Annotated in this window: 16 protein-coding genes and 2 pseudogenes; 4 read left to right on the top strand and 14 right to left on the bottom strand. The window is 64.4% G+C overall.

Translation table 11 applies throughout. The annotated features are described in order from the left end of the window. Positions 1 to 31: 31 nt before the first annotated feature. The 3 genes from BJ970_RS21755 to BJ970_RS21745 form a co-directional block, all read right to left on the bottom strand. Positions 32 to 190 carry a hypothetical protein gene (locus BJ970_RS21755; RefSeq protein ID WP_184727938.1) on the bottom strand — a complete coding sequence of 53 codons (159 nt, stop codon included), beginning with the start codon at positions 188 to 190 and terminating at the stop codon, positions 32 to 34. A gap of 432 nt (positions 191 to 622) precedes the next feature. Next, on the bottom strand, positions 623 to 2,176 hold the full coding sequence (locus BJ970_RS21750; RefSeq protein ID WP_446689100.1) for an ISL3 family transposase: 1,554 nt from the start codon (positions 2,174 to 2,176) through the stop codon (positions 623 to 625). Positions 2,177 to 2,334: 158 nt separating this feature from the next. After that, a complete protein-coding gene (locus BJ970_RS21745) occupies positions 2,335 to 2,595 on the bottom strand; it encodes a hypothetical protein (RefSeq protein WP_184727937.1) in 261 nt (86 codons plus the stop codon). 2,064 nt (positions 2,596 to 4,659) lie between these two features. On the opposite strand from BJ970_RS21745, the pseudogene BJ970_RS21740 reads away from it, so the two are divergent. From BJ970_RS21740 to BJ970_RS21730, 3 genes and pseudogenes are all read left to right on the top strand, one after another. Continuing rightward, a pseudogene (locus tag BJ970_RS21740) lies at positions 4,660 to 5,028 on the top strand (transposase); the annotation flags it as partial. A gap of 166 nt (positions 5,029 to 5,194) precedes the next feature. Further along, positions 5,195 to 5,641, top strand: coding sequence for a tyrosine-type recombinase/integrase (locus BJ970_RS21735; protein WP_246470954.1), 447 nt, complete (start codon positions 5,195 to 5,197; stop codon positions 5,639 to 5,641). 1,056 nt (positions 5,642 to 6,697) lie between these two features. Next, positions 6,698 to 7,174 (top strand): RICIN domain-containing protein, encoded by a 477-nt coding sequence (locus tag BJ970_RS21730; RefSeq protein ID WP_184727936.1) that lies wholly within the window; start codon positions 6,698 to 6,700, stop codon positions 7,172 to 7,174. Between the two features lie 791 nt (positions 7,175 to 7,965). On the opposite strand, the gene BJ970_RS37095 is transcribed toward BJ970_RS21730, so the two are convergent. The 11 genes and pseudogenes from BJ970_RS37095 to ltrA (BJ970_RS21680) all read right to left on the bottom strand — a co-directional run bounded on the left by BJ970_RS37095 (position 7,966) and on the right by ltrA (BJ970_RS21680) (position 18,634). Next, complete coding sequence (locus tag BJ970_RS37095) at positions 7,966 to 8,076, bottom strand: cysteine desulfurase (protein WP_221467267.1); 111 nt, start codon at positions 8,074 to 8,076, stop codon at positions 7,966 to 7,968. Between the two features lie 21 nt (positions 8,077 to 8,097). After that, positions 8,098 to 8,334, bottom strand: coding sequence for a hypothetical protein (locus BJ970_RS21725; RefSeq protein WP_184727935.1), 237 nt, complete (start codon positions 8,332 to 8,334; stop codon positions 8,098 to 8,100). Between the two features lie 374 nt (positions 8,335 to 8,708). After that, positions 8,709 to 8,897, bottom strand: a pseudogene (locus BJ970_RS40105) (integrase core domain-containing protein); the annotation flags it as partial. 60 nt (positions 8,898 to 8,957) lie between these two features. After that, on the bottom strand, positions 8,958 to 9,257 hold the full coding sequence (locus BJ970_RS21715; RefSeq protein WP_184722820.1) for a DUF6262 family protein: 300 nt from the start codon (positions 9,255 to 9,257) through the stop codon (positions 8,958 to 8,960). After that, a complete protein-coding gene (locus BJ970_RS21710) occupies positions 9,254 to 11,158 on the bottom strand; it encodes a tyrosine-type recombinase/integrase (protein WP_184727270.1) in 1,905 nt (634 codons plus the stop codon). Before BJ970_RS21710 ends, BJ970_RS21715 begins: the two co-directional genes overlap by 4 nt. Further along, entirely contained in the window at positions 11,127 to 12,209 is a 1,083-nt protein-coding gene (locus tag BJ970_RS21705; RefSeq protein WP_184722814.1) for a tyrosine-type recombinase/integrase, read from the bottom strand. Before BJ970_RS21705 ends, BJ970_RS21710 begins: the two co-directional genes overlap by 32 nt. Positions 12,210 to 12,294: 85 nt before the next feature. Then, complete coding sequence (locus tag BJ970_RS21700; protein WP_184727934.1) at positions 12,295 to 13,035, bottom strand: IS3 family transposase; 741 nt, start codon at positions 13,033 to 13,035, stop codon at positions 12,295 to 12,297. Positions 13,036 to 13,159: 124 nt separating this feature from the next. Then, on the bottom strand, positions 13,160 to 14,419 hold the full coding sequence (gene ltrA, locus BJ970_RS21695; RefSeq protein ID WP_184727933.1) for a group II intron reverse transcriptase/maturase: 1,260 nt from the start codon (positions 14,417 to 14,419) through the stop codon (positions 13,160 to 13,162). A 182-nt stretch (positions 14,420 to 14,601) separates the two neighbouring features. Further along, a complete protein-coding gene (gene ltrA / locus BJ970_RS21690) occupies positions 14,602 to 15,903 on the bottom strand; it encodes a group II intron reverse transcriptase/maturase (protein WP_221467022.1) in 1,302 nt (433 codons plus the stop codon). Between the two features lie 1,008 nt (positions 15,904 to 16,911). Beyond that, the gene (locus tag BJ970_RS21685) at positions 16,912 to 17,232 is read right to left on the bottom strand and encodes a transposase (protein ID WP_184727932.1); all 321 of its coding nucleotides are present in this window, start codon (positions 17,230 to 17,232) and stop codon (positions 16,912 to 16,914) included. A 139-nt stretch (positions 17,233 to 17,371) separates the two neighbouring features. After that, complete coding sequence (gene ltrA / locus BJ970_RS21680) at positions 17,372 to 18,634, bottom strand: group II intron reverse transcriptase/maturase (RefSeq protein WP_221467265.1); 1,263 nt, start codon at positions 18,632 to 18,634, stop codon at positions 17,372 to 17,374. Between the two features lie 598 nt (positions 18,635 to 19,232). Here ltrA (BJ970_RS21680) and BJ970_RS21675 point away from each other — a divergent pair. Next, positions 19,233 to 20,558 carry an IS4 family transposase gene (locus BJ970_RS21675; RefSeq protein WP_184727930.1) on the top strand — a complete coding sequence of 442 codons (1,326 nt, stop codon included), beginning with the start codon at positions 19,233 to 19,235 and terminating at the stop codon, positions 20,556 to 20,558. Positions 20,559 to 20,628 lie beyond the last annotated feature (70 nt).

Here is a 20,628-nt window from a genome sequence, read left to right as displayed (position 1 = left end):
TGGCGATGAAGGAAGGCCGATCGGATTCAACTCACCTGAGCCAGCACGGTTTCGCAAGGAGCGCGGCCAGCGTGGCGGCCCCGAACAGCAACCAGGCGATGTAGTCGCCGACGTGGCCGGAGTAGATCTTGCGCAGAAGGTCGGCGCAGAGCTGAGTTACCTGCTTAATCGGCCGAAAAACGCCCGGCACCAGAGGGAAGTCGGGTCGACAGCAGGCCCAGACCGATCCTGGCACTAGTCCAGGTGCGTATCGGCAGCGTGACTTCTGTGCCCGAACATCGTTCAGTACTTCGGCTGTGTAGCGGCACCGTCGCGCAACTGGCTGGCAGCACCGCTGAATCCGGTGGCGAGGCCGCGGAACCACCGAGGCCCAGCAGCCGGGGTGCCAGGATCGCCGCCAATGAGGTTGCTGGTGCACGGAGCTGCCGGTCCGGAACCTCGGGTTGCTCATGCGCCCCACTGGTGATTTCGGAAAGGTCTTCCTCACGCACGGGCGCATCGAGACCAAATTGGATCCGCAACCGCCCCGCAGCACTGCGGCTCCGGTGACCGCAGGAGTGAGCACTGTCGGCGGCGGGTGAAAACTGGATCTGTCCCACTTTCCGTGAATCTGGCCTGGGGCTCAGTCGCTGAGCAGGATGCGCTTGCGGAGCAGGTCGGCCTTGGCTCGGCCGAACATCTGCCTTTTGATCATTTTTATGCGGTTGACGTGGCCTTCGACCGGGCCGCTGTTGTAGGGCAGGGTTAGTCCGGCGGTGACGGCGTCCTGGTCGCGTCGGAGGCCGACGACGAAGGAGTGCAAGCCGGGTTGGTCGTCGGCGTCGACGGCGGCCATCCATTCCTCCAGTTCGTGGCCGCGGAGGCCGCACATCATGGTGGCGAAGGCACGGACATGACCAGCAAGCGCGGCGAGTTGTGAGCTGGTGGCGAGAATGGCGTCGAGCCGGCGTTGGTCTTCTTCGTCCATGTTGGACGGATCGCTCATGATCCAACCCACGACCCGCCGCACTGAAGGCGGCTTTGGGGGCGGTTCGGGAGTGCGGCCTGCGGCGCGGAACGGGCGCAGGTACTCGCGCACGATCTTCTGGCCACCGCGGTAGCCGCGTGCCTTGATCTCAGCGAACAGGGCAGCGGCATTGGTGCACCCGTCGCCCCAGCGTTGGTGCAGGTAGGGCTTGAATTCCTCCAACAGGCTCGGTCGTCGTCCGGTGCCGTTACGGGTCAGCAGTTCCCCTACCGTTTCGGCGCGGGTGAATCGGCGCACGGTCCCGCGTGCCAGGCCAAGCCGGGCAGAGATTGCTCTGATGCCCACGCCTTCGGCCAGCAAGGCATGGATGGCGGTGTAGCGCTCCCGAGTTCGGGTCGCGATCCGATCCGTTCTGTCCTCGGGCTGGGCAGGCTGCACCGGCGCCGTGACCTGATCGTCTTGGCCGTGCTGGTGATCAGCGTCAGGATCGGGGCCGGACTCGGTGACCGTGTCCACCGCTGCACTCAGGCATTCCTGGTGTCGGGCGACGGTGCGCTCCACCGCGCCGGCAAGGTTGTTCCACACGTGCCACCTGTCGGCCACCTGCAGCGCATCAGGTGCGCCTTCGCGGGCGCCCTCGGCGTAGGCGCCGGCCCGGTCCCGGCAGACGATCTCCACACCAGGATGGGCATGTAACCACGCGGTCAGTGTCTCGGCGGTGCGGTCGGTGAGCACGTCGACCGGGCGGCTGGACTCGACATCGATCAGGATCGTGCCGTAGCGGTGGCCCCTGCGCAGAGCGAAGTCGTCCACGCCCAGCACCCGAGGAGTCGCGTATTCGGGGTCGGGCAGGGCACGAACCATACGCAGCAACGTCATCCGGCTGACCGCGGCGGCCAGGCGCTGGGTCAACCGGGCCCCGGCGCGACCACCCAACGCCAGCGCGACCGCACACAACACCCGCTCCAGCGCTGTGGTGCGCCGGGCGTAGCGAGCCGCCAACTCCGACACCGCTTCGGCGAAGGTCTTCTTGGAGCATTCGGGGTTATCGCAGAACAATCGACGGACTCGCAGCCGAATCAGTGCCTCCCGGCCGGAGATCGCGGTGTCAGACAACCGCCGTTCGTAGCGGCTGTGCACCCGATCGGACAGCGTTCCGCAGCCAGGACACGCCACACGGCCGGCCAGCGTGCTCGCCTCGATCCGCACCACCGGCCCCGCAGCATGCACATCGTCTATCCGTAACTGCGCCAGATGCGGAAACAGGACGCCAAGCACTCCAAGATCAGCACACCAAGCACATGATCAACTACCCGCCAGACGGGAAGCATCCGGGTCCATCACGGAAAGTGGGACAGATCCAAAATTCAGACGCCGTTGACAAGCACGAGCAGCACGGCGATCCAGGGCAATCCAGCCGAATCCGCGGCCTCCTCCGCAGCAGCCTTGCATGCTGCGATATCACTGGGCGGCAGACCAGCCACAGTGCGCCAAGCAGTAAGAACCACGAGGTCAACGCACGGAGCCACCCGACCGTGCATTTCCTTTTCGGCTACGCCGCCATAGTTGTCGAGGACGCCGACGATCAGAAACAGTTTAGACTTGATCAGCCTGAACACTGTGGCCAACTGGTGCACGAGGGGCTTGGGCCCGCACCCCATGTGGGTGAAGGGGCGGAACCCAAGCACTTACACGTGTCCGGCCCGGTCGCTACAGCCTTCCTCGTCCCTGTGCGCCGGAGGTACCACGCGCCTGCTGGCTACCCGGGGGAGTTCGTGCACAATCCAGCGGCATGGGTGGGCTCAAGAATGCCTGCGGAGCGAGCATGGAACTGCGGCTCGGCCACTGTGCTTCAGCCACGCTACGACCGCGGGCCGACGCGGTACGAACCGTACAGGCATGGCCTGCACTTCCCTGCTTGCGTCAGGGCGGATCGGCCGTCGCTTCCCTTCGGTAAATTTTCCTGCGCTTCGGAGTTCGGGCGCGCAGCCGGGACCAGGGCCAGTGGTCTCCCCTTGAGCAAAGGTGACCTGGGTGAGATCTTCGTTGTTGAGCACCGCGATGACGACGCGGGAATCGCTTCACTCCCGCTATTGCGCCAGTTGATCTGTCTCCTGCGTCCCCGACAACGAAGCCCGCATGCCTGCGCGGATCTTAAGATGCGGGTGCACCAAGTTCGCCGCCGACCCGGAAACCGACCTCAAGGTCACATCCCTGGGAAGCTGCGAGATCGGGGCGATCGTCGACTACATCTCTGACCGAGACGATGTGATATGCAAGTGGCCAATGTGATCTAAGTGGCATTCATTCCGGCTGAATACTGCGAATAGCAGCACCCAGGTGCGGGTAGTCGAACGACAAGAACGATTTCCACCTTGGCGGTGAGAACTGTGTTGCCGTTATGTCAAACGGATAGTGCCGTAGTTTTCGATGGCAATTGGGAGGACATCATCAGCGAAGCCGAGACGGCCGGACGCTTAGCAGCGTGGGAGCTCGTCCACCGTTGCAACACCTACGAACTGGCACGCAGTGGTCGGGGCGAAGTCGATGTCGGCCCGCCCGGAAGCCCTGTGGCGGCGTGGCTCTTGTGCACGCGCCGGGCCTCTAGCTGCAATTCCCGTATGGCACGGGTTGATATCGACCTTGCTGGAACGGGCATCCGTCCAGCAACATCACTGCCCCTACGGCAAGCGTATGCGGCGGCGTACTGCAGCGTGTTGACCGAGGAAGTCGGCGCCGTGGCTGACAAGCGCGTCGCTCTCATAACAGCACCTTCAGCCGAGGTGCCAGGGCCCCGTGCCGGAGCGGGTGTGCAGGACCGAGTGACCGCCTATTAGGGCGGCCATCGCATGAGCCGTTCACGGTCACCGATGTACGGCACCTAGTCGCGTACCGACCCTGTCAGTGCGCCTGGCGTTCCGGTCAGTCGTAACGCGCGTGGTGAGCGAGCTCCGGAAAGATCATCTTTGATTCGCGGCAACACGCCTGTGCCGACATCAAGTGCGCCAGCTCAAGATCTTCGGTGCGAGGCGCCCAAACCCGTCCCAATCGATCCCGATCAGATCCCCTCAGAATACCGAACGGACAGCGCCTAACGTATCGAGCGCCACCTCTCTTGATCAAGAGTACCGCTTACACCGACGGGCACTCGGCGCACCCGTCGGCGCGGCATGAACCGACGCCGAAACGCGCCGTGCATTCACTTGGTGCGCGGCGTCGTACGACAGCTACCCGCCAGAGCCATAGCGCGCAATAGTAGCCCGAACTTGTAGTCTGCAGCGGCCACGCCCGAACGATCGCCCCCGACTCCCCGACGGCCCTCACCCGCCGCCACACCGACGAATTTCGGAGCCGACGTTGGTTTTGCTAGGACGCGGTCAACTCCCCCAGTGCTTCGGTAATCATGGTGGCATGAAGGACCAAAGCTCTTCGTCGTCGCCGCAACCAGTGCGGCTGAGCCGAGTCCGGTCTGGGCGCGCAGGACAGGTCCGTGGAGGCGCTTGAGTTTGTCGGCAGATGTTGTCGTGAGCACCCTGGTTTCGGCGGCGTTACTGGCCGCTGCCTGACTCGTTACCAAGGTCAACGAAACCTGGACCCGCCACGCCAATGCCTGCCACCTGCCGGCGAGCCGGGCCAGCGGCCAACGGAACGCGCCGAAATGCCGACGGCTTCAGCCGTGGCAAGAGATCATCCTGTCCCAGCCCGGTCTGGGGCCGGTCCTCGGCGCCCGGGTGCTCGCAGAGTTCGGCGACGACCCCGACCGCTACGCCAGCGCCAAAGCCCGCAAGAACTACGCGGGCACCTCCCCGATCACCCGCGCGTCGGGCAAGAAGAAGGTCGCCCTGGCCCGCTTCGTCCACAACGACCGGCTCATCGACGCCCTCATGACCCAGGCGTTCAACGCGCTGCTGCGCTCGCCAGGCGCCCGCGCCTACTACGACCGGCAACGAGCCCGCGGCTCCAGCCACAACGCCGCCCTGCGCCAACTCGCCAACCGCCTCGTCGGCATCCTCCACGGCTGCCTCAAAACCGGCACCCTCTACGACGAGACCACAGCCTGGCCATCCTGGGATGTCTTTCAGGCGTGGATGATCGCGAGCCGGTCAGCGGCCACAGCCGTCAACAAACACAAAGCGCTGCAGCAATTCTTCACCTGGCTCGCCGACGAGAACGAGATCCAACGGTCACCGATGGAACGCACCCGGCTCCCGAAAAACACCCACGAAGTTGATCCCGATCATCGCCGAGGATGACACGACGAAACTGCTGGACGCCTGCAAAGTACGTGACTTCGCCGGTATCCGCGATACCGCGCTCATCCGCCTGTACGCCACCGCCGGTGCGCGCCTCTCCGAAATCGTCCTGTTGTCCCTTGAGGACATTGACATGGCCACCGAGTCCATCCGCATCCACGGCAAGGCAGGCAAAGACCGGCAGGTCCGGTTCGGCCCGAAAACTGGGCGGGCGCTAAGCCGCTACCTACGCGCCCGGGCCAAACACCCCGGAGCGCACCTGCCCGCGCTGTGGCTTGCGGTGCGGGGCGGCCGGGCCTTGCAACCCAACGGGGTCAAACTCCGCCTACGGCGCCTGATCGCGGTCCGTGCTGGTCCGCTTCGCCTACCTCACTGTCGCCCACGCCTTCGCCGCGCTGCGACTGCCGATGACCGACCGTGAGAGGATATCGAGATCCTGGCCTTACGCCACCAACTCACCGTCCTGCAACGGCAACTCGGCGACCAACGCCTGCACGATCCGGGGAACTTCCCATCCCGATCTCGGATCAGATAACGGGCATGGCAGGCTGCGTCCTCCAGGTCCATCGCGGGATTCTTCATCGCCTGGAGGACCCAGCTCGCGGTCGGGTGAGAGGTGGTGCCCAGGACGCGGGCGCGTCTGCTGGCGTGCTCGATGACGGCCAGGATGTGCCGGTGCTTCCCATTGAGAGTGACGGTCTCGATGAAATCGCAGGCACGCTTGCGGCACAGCATGCTCCCCCACAACCCCGGCACCCCCTTCTCGTGACGCCGACCATCCACCGCCGAATCAGCGGTATCGAGGTACACGAAGCGATCGTCTTCACACCTGCCGGGAGGAGCCGGTAGACCAGCTTGTCCCGAACCAGCGGAACCTCCTCGTGCTGGTCGATCGCGACGATGGCCATCGGCCCAACCACGGTCTTCGCGGCCGGGCTACCCACTCTGCAAGTCCTTTAGAGCTGTACCTGCTCAACGGCACCGGTTTCCTCGACAGCAGCGTAAGCCCAAGGAGCCGGCGCATGACGCGCACGACGAGATGGCGTTCGAGGAGATGAAGAGGTCCTTGCGCGGCCACAGCGGCGGCGGGGTCGCGAACCCGGCGAGCCCGGCACCCGCAATCAACGCACGTCCACCCACCGGCATGACGGCTCCGTCCTCAAAGCACCACTACGTCACGCCCCCCAGACTTCCCGGCACATCATCGACACCGGATCCGGTGTCGATGGCCACCACCGTCGACCACGTTCGGATACTTCTGAAGACCACGAGAGATCGGGATCCCCCCGGCCGGCGGAGCGCCTCCAAGTCCGCCGAAGGCGCCGGTCGCGAGGGTTGTACCCGGTCCGCGCGTCGTGGGCCAGTGCTCGCCCACAGTGGTGTGAATTGGGGATTTTCCGCTGGAACAGCAGTGAACTCGGTGACGCACGTGCTCGAACAACGCGTGCTACATGAATCTACTACACGATTCTATGAGGTGAGTTCATTGCGTAAATTGAGCCGCTGGACCCTGGCGGCATTGGGTGCGCTGTGCCTGAGCGGCTCGGGGGCGCTGCCGCTCGCCGCGGCGGACCCCGCCGCCCGGGAAACCGCGCTGCACAACGTGGCCGATGACGGGTGCCTGTACAGTTCGGACGGCTACGGGGTCGCACTGACCCAGTGCGACTCGAGCAGCCCGTCCCAGAACTGGTCGCGCGAGTACCTCAGCGACGCCGAGCTGCTCAGAGTCAACGGCACGAACAACTGTCTGGGCCAGGTCAACGGCCCCGACGTGCGCCTTTCCCCGTGCGACTCCCACGACAGGACCCAGCAGTGGCGGGTCGAGCCCGCCGACTCTGGCAACCTGATCCGGCACCCGGCCACCGACAGCTGCCTCGGCAACCTCGGCCAAGAGCGAGTTCAGCTGTTCCGCTGCGACCCGTCGAACCCGGCGCAGCAGTGGACGCTGAACTGACGATCCGCGCGGAATCGGGTATCCCAGGCTGCGGTATCGCGCGAAATCGCCGCTCACCCTGCCCCGGATGAGGTACCCGATCCGAGTGGTTTCCGAGCGGGCGGGGACAACCGGTCCCCGCCCGCTTCAGATGCTGTCACCCGAACGCTGGGCGGATCAGGTTCCGGACTGCCAAGGCGTGAGGTAGTCGCGCTGGCCTGAAGGCGTGTTTATCGCAAGTTGCACTATTCGTCGATGCCAGGCGGATACGCCTCGGTCCGCATAAATGTGCCCTGGTGGTGTGGCAGAGCCACTCACCTCTGGTGCGAATCCAGATCGACGCCCGTAGCGACGCTCTCTCGCCTTGCCATGCTCTGCAGGTCAAGCAGGAATCGCTCGCCAAGGCCGGTCACTACCCGAGCAGCCGTCTCAGCTCTCGCACCAAGGCTGCAACGTGGGCTTCAGTAGTGCGGCCCTCCTGCTGCCGTAGCCGAGTCGACGGACCCCCGGTTAAAGAGTCGATCTTGCCCTCCAGCATGGCCAGCAATTGATGGCGGCGGTGGGTGTCCGGTGCTGCTCGGCACTCGCGGGTGTCCACCCGCGAGCCCGCTCCATACAGCAATGTTGCGTTCAGCGAGTTCCAGGTCGGACGCCACGTTGCGAGTGCTGGTGGTGTCGAGGTCCGGCGAGACGGTCATCGCCTGCACATCGACGACCGGCGGAACCGCAGTGGTGATGTACCGGTCGGAAACGTACGCGAAACCCGTACCGCGTGGCCCGCAGAGGACTTCCGTCCTGCGCCAGTGTAGATGTCAGGGCATCGCCTCGACGTCCACGTCGATGTTGCCGACGGTTTGGCAGCCGTCCACGGCGAAGAGCGCACGGTACAGCTTCAGCAGCCGTCCCAGGCCGACCGTGTCCACGACGATGCCGCAACACGACGATCACATCTTTCGGGAAGAGCTCAAGCCGACAATGCTGATCATGCCCACGGCGGTGAATCCCGCTACCACCGCCCAGGAACCCTGCGAGGAAAGCACGGTCGACAGCGGCAGGAAGACGACCGGCGTGGCCAGCACAACGATGTTGACTCCGGCAGCGTAGAACCCTATGTTCCTCGCCTTCAGTTTCGCTGGAGAAATCGTGTTGACATGGTCCAGCATGGCGGGGAAAAGAATCATCTCGCCGATGGCCTTGCCGATAACATCATCCGCCCTCGCGAGAAGGTGCGGACACGGCGCACGGATAGGTCGACCAGCTTGGCTGGGACAGCGCCGACCGCAATCTCACCGCCCGCACCACAAGCACCAACCCGGCCGCCCCGACAACCCCTCCCGCACTTTTTCCCGGCCAAACGCTGCGAAGGGAAACCGCACACCAGGGCGTTGATCGCGCTCTCGCGCCGCCTGGTCGACGTCATCTGGGCGCTCCTGTGCGACGGCCGCACGCTCCAGATCACACCGCCCAAGCTCAAGCGGCTTGACACGATCATTGAAACGCCTGAGGGACTACCTGAGGTTCCCCCCCGAGTGGTGGACAGGGGGTTTACGGGGATTCAGGCAGCCGCTCGAAGTGAGTTCTCGTAGTCGTCGGGACTGAGCATCCCGATCGCGGAGTGCCGCCGGACAGCATTGTAGAAGCGAACCCAATTGTCAACTGTGACAACAAGTTCCGCTTGTGTGGCGTAGGTATTCCGGTAGTAGTGCTCGTGTTTGAACGTGGACCAGAACGATTCCGCAGGGCTGTTGTCCCAGCATTATCCGGCTAATGATCGTGGTTTCCGGTTGTTGGCCGGTTAACGCTTTCAGTCGTTTCGAGCTGTGAGGCGTCGGAGTTGTTCTTCGTGGCGGCGTACTCGGGTGGCGAGGGCGTCGAGGGCGGCGCGGAGGGTGGTGATCTCGTCGGTGAGGCTGGTGAGGGTGCCGCTGGTGGCGGATCGAGATCGGTGTTCCTCGATGACGGCGCGCAGGGTTGGGTTGCGGTAGAGGGTGGTGCGGCCCAGCCCGGTGTGGGCGGCGACGGCGGTGAAGGTGACGGCGTGGCCGTCGTGGTGGAGCTGGACGCAGGCGCGTTCGACGCGGCCCAGGGTGCTGGTGGTGGTCATCCGGCTTGGGCCTCGTTGATCAGAATGTCGAGTCGGGCGATGAGTCGTTGGTGGCGTTGGGCTTCGGCGATCCAGCCTCGTTGTTCGGCGTCGCGGGCGAGTGCTTCGGCGTCGACGCGTTGGGCGGCCAGGATGGGCAGCGAGCTGGGTTCGGTGTGGAAGCTGGGGCAATGCTCGCAGATGTTGGCGTAGGCGCAGGCGCCTTGGGCGGGTGCGCGGAGGCAGAACCCGCCGGCCAGACGGGATTTGAGCAATGGGGTGTTCTTCCAGTCGGCTCCGCCGGTGATGTCGGCCAGTGGCAGGCTGATCGTGCCGGTGGTGGGGGTGCGGGCCTGTTGTTTGGCGAGGTCGAGGGCTCGTTCGTATTCGGCTCGGACGGTGGTGTCGAACAGCCGACCGTAGCGCAGGCTCATCTCGGCGGAGACGTGGCCAAGTAGCGCCATCAGTGCTTGGAGTGAGACGCCGGCGTTGACCAGGGCGGTGGCGTAGGTGTGGCGGAGCTGGTGCGGGGTGAGGTGGTCGAGTCCCGCGGACTGGGCGGCGCGGTCGAGTTCGTGACGGACCGCGCTTTGGGAGAGGCGTCGGCCGTGGTGGGTGAACAGGAACTGGGCCCGGCGCCGGTAGCGAGGGTGCGGCATCGGCCGTCCGTGGGAGCGGATGGCGGTGATGTGGTCGATTAGGTCGAGGATGTCGTCATCGATGGGGATCATGCGCTCGGTCTCCAGTTTGCCGAGCGGGATTTTCAGCCAGCTGCCGTGGTCGGGGACTTCGTGGACGCAGTCGAGCTCGAGGTCGAGCAGTTCCCCGATCCGCAGTCCGCAGCTGCGTTGCAGTCGCAGGGCGGCTGCGGCGAGTTCGTTGCCGGGGTGTTCGGTCAGCACTGCGGTGAGTCGGCGGTCGACGTCGAGGGGCAGGTAGCGGGGCAGCGTGTGCGGGAGTTTGGGGACATCGTCGCGGAATATCAGCTTGCGGGGTGGCGCGTCGGGCCAGTCCCACTCGGTGATATCGGTCAGGAATCCCATCAGCGCGAGCACTCGCCGGGATCGGTCCGCGACGGTGATCGGCTGATCGTTTTTCGGGTTGACCGCGTCGACCAGCGACCTCAGGTAGGGCTCGATGTGCTTGCGGCGATCCAGCTCGGCGATGGAGCCGAGTCCGGGATCGACCTCGGCCAGGAAGACCCCGAAGTGCTTGAGCCGGGTCGCGAAGGCCGACACCGTTTTGGGCTGACAGGTCGCCCGCTTGCGTTCCAGATAGGCGATCACCGTCTCGCGGATCGGCGGCCGCAGGTCGGCGAGCCGGTCGGCGAACGGGACCGGCCCGCCCGAGCGTGGCAGCTCATCGACGATTCCCAAGTAAAACAGCACCCGTTGGGCATTGCTGACCGACGCCAGATAGTGCCTGTGCCCCTTGCCAGTTCGCGTCTCCCGCTCCTGGCACGCAGCCCGGAACTCGTCCAGATCGGCCACGGTGAGCAGATCCAGCGACCGTCCAGTCTGGATCAGCAGCCGGACCGGAACTTGGGAACCGGTGGCGAACCGGACCCGTTCGGTGAACCCGAGCTCGGCGGCCGCGGCCATGAACCGATCGAGATCCGGACCCAGCGGTGAATCCTTGACCTCCCTCCAGATGCTGGAAAGCTTGCGTTCCAGCAGATAGTCATAGCCCGGTTGCAGCACCCGATGCAGCATCAGGAACGTGATGATCGGCCGGGTCGAGCTTCCCGCCGACAAGCGGGTCTCCAAAGGCTGCACCGCCCACTGCCCGGGGTCTGGCCAGCGCTGGAAGAACACCCGAGCCGCCCCCGTGTAGGCGGTGTTTCCGCGTCCGGTCCGCCGCAGGTAGTCCAAGTAGGCGGCGTGCAGATCATCACTGGGAGCGGATGCGATCGCGAGCGGCATCGAATTCTGCTTTCACATGCGCCGGAGCCAAATGGATGTAACGGGCGGTGGTGTCGACATGAGCGTGTCCGAGCAACGCTTGCATCACCGCGAGATCGACCCCCGCTTCGGCCAGGGCGGTGCCGAAGGTGTGTCGCAGCGCGTGAGGATGCCCGCCGACGACGCCGGTAAGCCCACGGTGATAGCGGAAGATCGTGCGCAACCCGGCCGCAGTCAACGGCTGGCCCCGGTTCGGCCCCTTGGCCACGAGAAACAGACGGGCGCTTGCGGATTCGGGCCGCTCGGCCAGCAAATACACCTGGATCACCGAAGCGACGTCGGCATCCAGCGGGACCCGGCGTTCCCGCTGGCCCTTACCGACCACCCGCAGCCATCGGCCGCCGATATCGGCGTCGACGACGTCCAGGCCCAGCACCTCGGCGGAACGCAGCCCGCAATACAGCATCAAGCCCGCGATCGCCCGGTCCCGCCACGCATGAAAACTCGCCAGAAGCTCCGCCGCATCCGACTGCGACAGCGCCGTGGGCAGACGACGAGGCTCCCGGAGCCGAAGCGACGAACGGGTTTTCGGCCGACGGACGGTGTGCGCGAGCATCCCGCTGCGCTCACCCGCTACCAGCCAGCGGGCCTCCTTGCCTCTGGGGACTGGGTTTTTCACGTCCGGATCCCGCATCGCGGCGAACGCGAACAAACCCGAGATCGCCGCCAACCGCCGATTGATCGTCGTGGGGGCATACTGATCCATCCGACGGCCCGACAACGTGACCACGTTCGGCCCCGGCCTGCCCGCAACCGTAGCCTCCCGGCAGGCACGCAAGAACCGCAACAACACCTCCGTGGTCACCTCCGGCAACGGCTGCTCCTCAACGACGAGCCACCGGCAGAACGCCAACACGTCGTATCCATAGGCACGCACGGTCTTCGGTGAATAGTTCCGATCGGCCAAATACGCCAGGTACTCATCCACCAACCCGAACCGCGACGCGGCCGGCCCGGCCAACGCCCAGCCACCGTCCCGTTCCTCAAGCCGAAGACCGGCCTCGATACCCATAAGGAACAGACGTACCAGCCATGAACGCAGCCAACCGGCAAGTACCACTACCGCAGCGTGTCGCTGACCTGGACAAACACAACCATTAGCCGGTTAAGAGGGAGATCCCGGTCGCGCCCATCGACCGGCGCAGCCCGTGCCGGAAACACGCCTGCACGGTCAGGCCACCGGTGTACTCCCCGCCACGGTCGGAATGCAGGATCGTGCCACGACACCGGCCGCCTCGGGTAGCGACAGCGGCGTCGATGGCCTCGGTGACCATCTCCGAGCCGATGTGCTCGGAGATGCTGTAGCCGAGCACTTTCCGGGAATGACCGTCCCGGACCGCGCACAGATACATCTCGCCCTCACCGCAGGACAGGTAGGTGATATCGGTCAGCCACACCGCGTCCAGGCGGCCTTGGTCGAATTCCCGGTCGATGAGGTCCGGTGGGAACGACGCATGCGGGTCGGCCACGGTGGTTTTCACCTTGAATGTGCGCGGGCTGATGCCCTCCATCCCGATGCCGGCCATGATCTTGGCGACGGTCTTCTCGCTGACCACCTCGCCCCGCGCACGCAGTTCGGCGGTGATGCGGGGTGACCCGTAGGTGCCGCCGGACTCCTTGTGTATCTGGGTGATCTTCACCTCGAGGTCCGCCCGGCGCTGTGCGCGTGGTGTCAGCACGGTAGCCGCCGCGCGTTTGACATGCGCGTAGTAGCCCGAGGCCGACACGCCCAGAAGTCGCGCCATGCGACGCACCGAGAACCGCCCGGCCTTGCCTCCACCGCTGTTGGTGTCGGTGCCGGTCTCGGCGAGCGTGTCGGGGCCGGCGTACTTGGCCATCAGATCGAACCGTTGGGTTTCTTCTGCATCGCGGCAAAGTCGGGTGGCCCGGGGGATTTTCACCCCCGGGCTCCCACAGAACCGTACGTGACGATCTCTCGTCATACGGCTCTTGTCGCTCTGGTCACCAGATTCGGGAAGGTTCGGTCACCCACGCCCAATGCGCGAACAAGCGAGGCGATCTTTCTACCCCGTTCCACCACGCGCGAAGCGTCACTGACCAGCTCTTCCGCAGTTTCCGGTATTTCTCTCGCAGCCAGCGGACCAGGTAGGCGTTGATCCGTTTGAGAAGGGGACGAAGGGCCGACTTATTGAAGGCCCCGTAGTACTGCATCCATCCTCGCACGACCGGGTTGATCCAGTCCGCGAGCTCTCGGGCGTCTCCCCGCACCCACCGGTGAATGCGCCAGCGGCGCACCACTTTCCCCATCCTTTTCAGCGCCGCAAGCGAGACCGCCGGTGAAAAACTCCGGAAAAGTCCGTTGCGGCCATCCACGGTGCGTTCGCGGAACTCATATCCCAGGAAGGTGAACTTTTCATGCTCGAAGGAGCCTTTCCGGTTCGCGTCCTTGCAATACACGATCCGCGTCTTGTCGGGGTGCAGGTCAAGACCGACTTCGTTCATGCGCTGCTCCAACGCGGCCAGGACCGCTCTTGCCTGATCAAGGCTGTGGCAGTGCACGACACCGTCATCCGCGTAACGCTCGAAGGTGACCTGCGGGAAGTTCCGATCCAGCCACGTATCGAGCGCGTAGTGCATGAACAGGTTCGCCAGGACAGGCGAGACCGCCGAACCCTGCGGCGTTCCCTTCGTGCGTTCCACCAGGACGCCGTCGGTGTTTTCCAGCGGGGCCGCAAGCCACCGCTTGACATACAGTCGCACCCAAGGCAGATCGCACACCGAGTCCACCGCTTTGAGCATCAGGTCCCACGGCACCGAATCGAAGAACGACTTGATGTCGAGATCGATCACCCAGTCGTACTTCCAGCACCGCACCCGGCACGCCCCGACCGCATCGATCGGCCCGCGCCCTGGCCGGTAACCATAGGAGTCCGGATGGAAGATCGGCTCGACCTTCCTTTCCAGCACCATCGCTACCACGGTCTGCGCCACGCGATCACCGACAGTCGGTACGCCCAATACCCGGACGCCACCATGCTGTTTCGGTATCTCCACCATGCGCACCGGCGGAGGGAAGTAGCAGCCCGAGGACATCCGATTCCAGATCTTATACAGGTTACCCAGAAGGTCCTGCTCGAACTCCGCGATGTCCACCGCGTCCACACCCGGTGCGCCCCGGTTCGCCCTGACCTTCTCCCAAGCCTCCTCTACCAGCCACTTCGAGATCTCGAACGGCTTACCCGGTGATTTCAACCCGTTCACACCATTCCTCCCGGAGAACATCCGGTTGATCGAATGAACAAAGCCACGAACGACCCGGCCCCTTCGCTCCACTCCCGTTACAGAAGCTTCCTCACTGTCGGGTCGGGGGAGGCGGCGGACCAGGGTCCGCTACCTCCGCCCGCCCTGCCGAACCGCTCGTGCAGTTTTCCCGCAAGCGGCTCTCAATGGGTATAGCCCTTCTGGCGGTAGTAATCGCGCATGCTGGGAATCAGTTGCAGCAGGTTGACCAGGCCATATTCACCGTAGAGGCGTTTCTCCGGCAGCGTGCGCCATCCGGCGTTTCGCCATCGTTTGAACCGCCATCCCCAGATTCGTCGCACGATCCACATGTTGAGTCGATTGAACAACCTGCGCACGTTCGCGCGCCGGTAATACATGCCCCATCCTCGAATCACCGGGTTCAGCATGTCGATCAACTCTTCCAGAGGCACCGCGATGCGCCGCCGTGTCAACGCGCGCACCTTGTCCTTGAACCGGTCGATCGACTGCTGCCGGGGAATCGCATACAAACCAATACCACCTTGTTTGAAGCGCAAACCCTTGCCCAAGCCGATCTTGTAGCCCAAGAACTCGAACCCCTGACTGACGTGCACGATTCTGGTTTTCTCCGGATGAATCCGCAGACCCAGTTCCTCCAGCACCGCACAGGCGCTCGCCAGCGCCCGCTCCGCTTCCTCCCGAGTCCGGCAGACTGCCAGCCAATCATCGGCATACCTGGTCACCTGGAATCCAGCCCGCTCCATCCGCTCGTCGAAAACGTGCAGATAAATATTGCTGAGCAAAGGACTAATGACTCCGCCCTGAGGCGTGCCCGCGACCGTGCTTTCGTAGACGCCGTCCCGCAGCGCTCCGGCCGTGAGAATCTGACGTATCAGACTCAACACTTTACCGTCGGCAACTCGTTCCGCCACAAGGGATACGAGCCTGTCATGCGAGATCGTCCCGAAGAAATCGGCGATGTCCGCGTCAACGATCCATCTCCCACCCGCCTGCAACTGTCCCCAGATCCGACGCATCGCCATGTGCGCCGACCGCTTCGGACGAAACCCGAAGCTGACCTCGGAGAACGTCGGCTCGAAAATCGGCTCCAGCACCTGCCGTATCGCCTGCTGGCATACCCGGTCCATGACCGTAGGAATCCCCAGTGGACGTTTGGCCGTCGATCCTGGCTTATCGATCTCCACCCGACGCACCGGCTGCGGACGATAACGCCCATCAGCCAGCCGCTGTCGCAATACCGTGAGATAGCGATCCTGCTCGCAGTCGAACCGGTCAATACTGACCCGATCCACACCACCCGCACCTCGGTTCGCTCGCACACGCTCCCACGCCCGCACCACATTGCGTGGATCGTGGATCTGACCGATCAGCGAGTGCGCCTTCCGCACCTGCATACGTTTCTTTCCTACCTGGCCCACCGTTGCGTGATTCCGAGTCTCCTCAGCCAACGCCACCTCGGTCATTGCCTCAGCAACCATCAGTCCGGCGCCACCTACTCACTCGACACCACACCCCGACTCGCCATTTCCACCGTGATCCCTTCCCCAGGTCGATGCCTTTTGAGTCACCGCCCGCCGTCGCACCACCACGACGATCCCAAGGTTTCTGTTGTTCCTTGGTTCCTCAGTACCGTGGATCACTCCGACTTCTCGCACGGCATCACCAGCGATTTCACCTCGCGGCTTATACGCCCAGCTACCCAGCCCCGTCGAGCGGGACCGTACGAGACCTCCCGGGGTAACGCAGAGAACTTTCCCACCGCGCCGCCCGCACACACCTTGTTGTGTCCAGATGCCCCAAGTATTTCCTTCGCCCCCATAGTGCAGGCTCGGCATCACCTGGATCGGGCCGACCGGTTCGCCATATTCGGCTACGGCTCGGTGTTTCGCCTCAAACCCTTCAGACCCCACCTCACGGTGAGCGCCCTGTCCTGCGCCACTGGTCAGCACGACCCAACAGCCCAAGGCCATCACATCCACCTCCCAACAGCGCCCAGCGAGGCATTACCCCCGCCTTCGGCTACGGACCCCGCTTGGGGCCGGTCCGGCTGGACTTTCACCAGCAAGCTCTCTGCGCCGCCCGGCGCACACTACGAACCGGTCCGTCGGCACACAAGACAATCCTTGTGCGCCTTCTCCTGTTCCACACAAGTCCCGCAGATCGGGCTCGCGCCACCTTCACGCCGGACACCACCTGGCCAGCAAGCGGAGCATCCGCCAGGCTCATCCCTCGGTGCGTACAAACCTCGGTTTCGATGTCATCCAAGCATTTCGACGCTTCAGCAGTGGTTCACTCGCGTTCGCCTTCCCGATCCCCACCTGACGCCCTCCTGGACGCCTTTTCCTCCTGCGCTCACCACGACGGTCTTCAGCCAACGCAGCCGGAGGCGGTTTGGAGCCTCCCTCCGCCAGGCGACTCCGAGGGGCCAGAAACCCTCATCACTTGTGCAGCACCATCAGGAAACTACCGTCCTACTCCGGCAGCCCCTTTCCGTTCAGGACACACACGTACGCCGAGGCTTTTACCAGGAACGCGTTGTCCTTCTCCAACTCGGCGACCTGTCTGCGCAACCGCAGCAACTCGGCCCGCTCCGCCGCCTCCAAAGGTTTCTCGCCCTGGACCTCGGCCGCGGCGATCCTGCGCCGCTCATCCTTGACCCAGTTATTCAGCAACCCGTCGTTGAGACCCAACTCACGAGCTACTTCAGCGATCGTGCGGCCGGAATCGATCACACGATGCGCAGCCTCGACCTTGAACTCGGCCGTGAACGACCGACGCTTACGAGGAGGCATGAGGACATCCTTCCAGCAGGAACCAATCCTGCCAACGTGGTGTCCACTACCCCGGTCGAGTAGCCGGGGGCGTTTCAGCCCCCGGCTCTCACAGAACCGTGCGTAAACCTCTCGATTTACACGGCTCTTGCTGTCTTGGTCACCAGACTTCCGGGGCCCAAGTGACCCAAGTCCAGTGTGCGAAGAACCGGGGCCTGTTGGCCACGGCTGTCTCCCACGCCGTTCGGGCCGCTTTGCGTCCCTGGAACCGTTTGAATTTCTCGCGAAGCCAGCGCACCAGGTAGGCGTTGATACGCGCCAGGAGGGGATACAGCGCCGACCGATAGAAGGCGCCGTAATAGTTCATCCAACCTCGCACGATCGGATTGATCGCTCGGGCAAGGTCCGCTTCAGACAGGTTCGTGCGCCGGTGCAGTCGCCAACGGCGGACTTCACCGCTGATCTTCTTCAGGGCGTCCTTGCTGATCGCGGGCAGGAACGAGCTGAACATCCGCCCATCCCTGCTGCGCGCTCCCCGAGTCCGGAACGTGAACCCCAGGAACGTGAAGGAGGTGTATTCGTACGAGCCACGCCTCTTTCCGTCCCGGCAGTAGACGATCCTGGTCTTGTCCGGATGCAACGCCAACCCGACCTCGACCATACGCCCCTTGATCGCCTGAAGCACACGGCGTGCTTGGCGTTCGCTGACGCAGTGCACCACCGCGTCATCCACATACCGCTCGAAGGCGACGTCCGGGAACTCCCGGGCCATCCACACATCGAACGCGTAGTGCAGGAACAGATTCGCGAGCACGGGCGAAACCGCCGAACCCTGCGGGGTTCCACGGTCGCGTTGCCGCAAGGCGCCATTGCGCAGTCGCAGCGGTGCTTCCAGCCACCGCCGCACATACAGCACCACCCACGGAAGGTCGGTGTTGACCTCCACCGCCTTGATGATCAAATGCCACGGCACGGTGTCGAAGAACTTCCGGATGTCCAAATCGATCACCCAGTCGGTCTTCCAGCAGCGCCTCCGGCACGTTGCGACCGCATCCAGGGCCGATCGGCCCGGCCGATAACCATAGGAGTCCGGGTGGAAGATCGGCTCGACCTTCTGCTCCAGGACTCCGGCCACGACCGTTTGCGCGATCCGATCGGACACGGTAGGCACGCCCAAGATTCTCGATTCGCCACCATGCGGTTTCGGTATCTCCACCGCCCGCACCGGAGGCGGAAAGTAACTGCCCGAGGACATCCTGTTCCAGACCTTGTAAAGGTTGCCCTTCAGATCCTTCTCAAAGTCCTCCAGCGAGACCCCGTCCACGCCCGGCGCGCCCTCGTTGGCCTTCACCTTCTGATACGCCTCCCAGACCGCCTGCTTCGAGATTTCGAACGGCTTGCCCGGTGATTTCAGCTCGTCCACACGACTCCTCCCAGGCATAAGCCCGGTTGATCGAACGAACACCAGCCACAGACAGCCCGGCCCCTTCGCTCCACCCCATTACAAGGGCTTCAGCACTACTACAGGCCGGTCCGCCAGCGCGCCCGGCGACGGTACTCAATCCCTCACGACTTCGGGCCGTTCGAGACGCTCCCTCTCCCCCGCCCAACCGGGACAGGGCGTTTCCAGGCACGCCTTCTCCTGTTCCACACGGACGCCGCAGACCGGACTCACGCCACCTCCATGCCGGACACCACCTGGCCAGTAAGCGGACTCCCGCCAGGCTCATCCCGAGACTTTCCCCACGCCCCGGTTTCGATGCCATCTCATGAGTTTCGACACGTCAGCAGTGGTTCACTCGCGTTCGTCTTTCCGGTCCCCACCTGACATCTCTTCCGATGCCGTTTCCTCATCGCTCACCACGACGGTCTTTAGCCAACGCAGCATGAGGCGGTTTGGAGCCTCCCTCCGCAGGGCGACTCCGAAGGGCCATACCTTCATCATCCGTGCAGCACCGATCCAGACAGCTCCACCTACAACACGAGCTCTCCTTTACGTTCAGGACACACGGGGAACCTCAATGGTCGCGCCCGGCCATCTGGGCGAGCTGACCCGGATCGTGCCGTTTGAGATGGTCGATGACGTGCTGGCCGGCTGCGGGCGGGTCCAGGCGCGGGTGCGCAAACTCCCGTCGCGGGTCGTGGTGTACCTGCTGCTGGCGGCGGGATTGTTCGAAGGTCTGGGATTTCGGGGTGTGTGGGCCAGACTGGTCGCCGGGCTCGACGGGCTGAGGGTGCCGCGTCCGAGCGCGACCGCGATCAGGCTTGCCCGTCAACGCCTTGGTGTGGCGCCGTTGAAGGCGTTGTTCGACCTGCTGCGGGGCCCCGCGGCAGGGCCCCGCACCGCCGGCACCCGGTGGCGCAACCTGCTGGTGACCGCGATCGATGGCACCACAATGGACGTGCCCGACACTCCCGCCAACACCGGTTGGCTGGGCAAACACGGCGGCACGCACCGTAAGGCGGGCTATCCGCACGTGCGGGTGGCCGCGCTGGTGGCCTGCGGGACACGCACGATCCTCGATGCGGTCTTCGGGCCCCGCAGCCAGGGCGAGACCACCCTGGCCCGGCAACTGGTGCCCAGCATGGGCACCGGGATGCTGGTACTGGGCGACCGGATGTTCGGCTGCCAGAGGCTGCTGGCGGCGATCACCGGTACCGGCGCGCATGTGCTGGTGCGGCTCAAACGCAACCGGAAAACCCCGGTCCTGCACCGCTACCCGGACGGGTCGTTCCTCTCGGTACTCGGCGGCCTGAAGGTCCGCGTCATCACCTGCGAGATCACCATCGCCACCACCGCCGGGCGCCGCAGCGAGATCTACCGGCTGGCCACCACCCTCTGCGATGACCGCCGTTACCCCGCCGGCGAGATCATCACTCTCTACCACCAGCGGTGGGAGATCGAAACCGCCTACCTGGAACTGAAATCCACCATCCTGGGCAGCCGCGTGCTGCGCAGCCAGACTCCCGACGGCATCGCCCAGGAGATCTATGCCCTGCTCACCGTTTACCAGGTCCTGCGGATCGCGATCACCGACGCCGCCGAGGCGGCCGGAGTCGATCCCGACCGGGCCAGCTTCACCACCGCTCTGCACACCGCCCGCGACCAACTCGTCCAGGCCGCCAATGTCATCACCGGCACCGTGATCGATCTCGTGGGCACCATCGGAGGCCACGTCCTGGACAACCTGCTGCCCCCACGCCGCCTGCGAGTCAGCCCCCGTGCCGTCAAACGCCCACTCTCCCGCTACGCACACCAAAGCCTGCGCATCGACAGAACCAGCTACAAAGCCACCCTCGACATAAACCTCCTCACCGAGGACTTGACAACATCACCCAGCCCCTAACTTCACGGCCTTGCCACAAAGACCATGGCCGGGGCGATATCGGCGGCCACGTCAGCGGCGTCCGGCAGCC

It is taken from the genome of Saccharopolyspora phatthalungensis, from assembly GCF_014203395.1.
GTDB lineage: Bacteria > Actinomycetota > Actinomycetes > Mycobacteriales > Pseudonocardiaceae > Saccharopolyspora > Saccharopolyspora phatthalungensis.
This window is presented reverse-complemented; position numbering and strand designations above follow the sequence as displayed.

Excerpts from the sequence above, each read along its gene's own strand:
- BJ970_RS21685 (WP_184727932.1), bottom strand. The coding sequence starts at position 17,232 with ATGCCTCCTCGTAAGCGTCGGTCGTTCACGGCCGAGTTCAAGGTCGAG.
- BJ970_RS21715 (WP_184722820.1), bottom strand. The coding sequence starts at position 9,257 with ATGACCACCACCAGCACCCTGGGCCGCGTCGAACGCGCCTGCGTCCAG.
- ltrA (WP_221467022.1), bottom strand. The coding sequence starts at position 15,903 with ATGACCGAGGTGGCGTTGGCTGAGGAGACTCGGAATCACGCAACGGTG.
- BJ970_RS21725 (WP_184727935.1), bottom strand. The coding sequence starts at position 8,334 with ATGATTCTTTTCCCCGCCATGCTGGACCATGTCAACACGATTTCTCCA.
- BJ970_RS21710 (WP_184727270.1), bottom strand. The coding sequence starts at position 11,158 with ATGCCGCTCGCGATCGCATCCGCTCCCAGTGATGATCTGCACGCCGCC.
- BJ970_RS21675 (WP_184727930.1), top strand. The coding sequence starts at position 19,233 with ATGGTCGCGCCCGGCCATCTGGGCGAGCTGACCCGGATCGTGCCGTTT.
- BJ970_RS21700 (WP_184727934.1), bottom strand. The coding sequence starts at position 13,035 with ATGGCCAAGTACGCCGGCCCCGACACGCTCGCCGAGACCGGCACCGAC.
- BJ970_RS21705 (WP_184722814.1), bottom strand. The coding sequence starts at position 12,209 with ATGGGTATCGAGGCCGGTCTTCGGCTTGAGGAACGGGACGGTGGCTGG.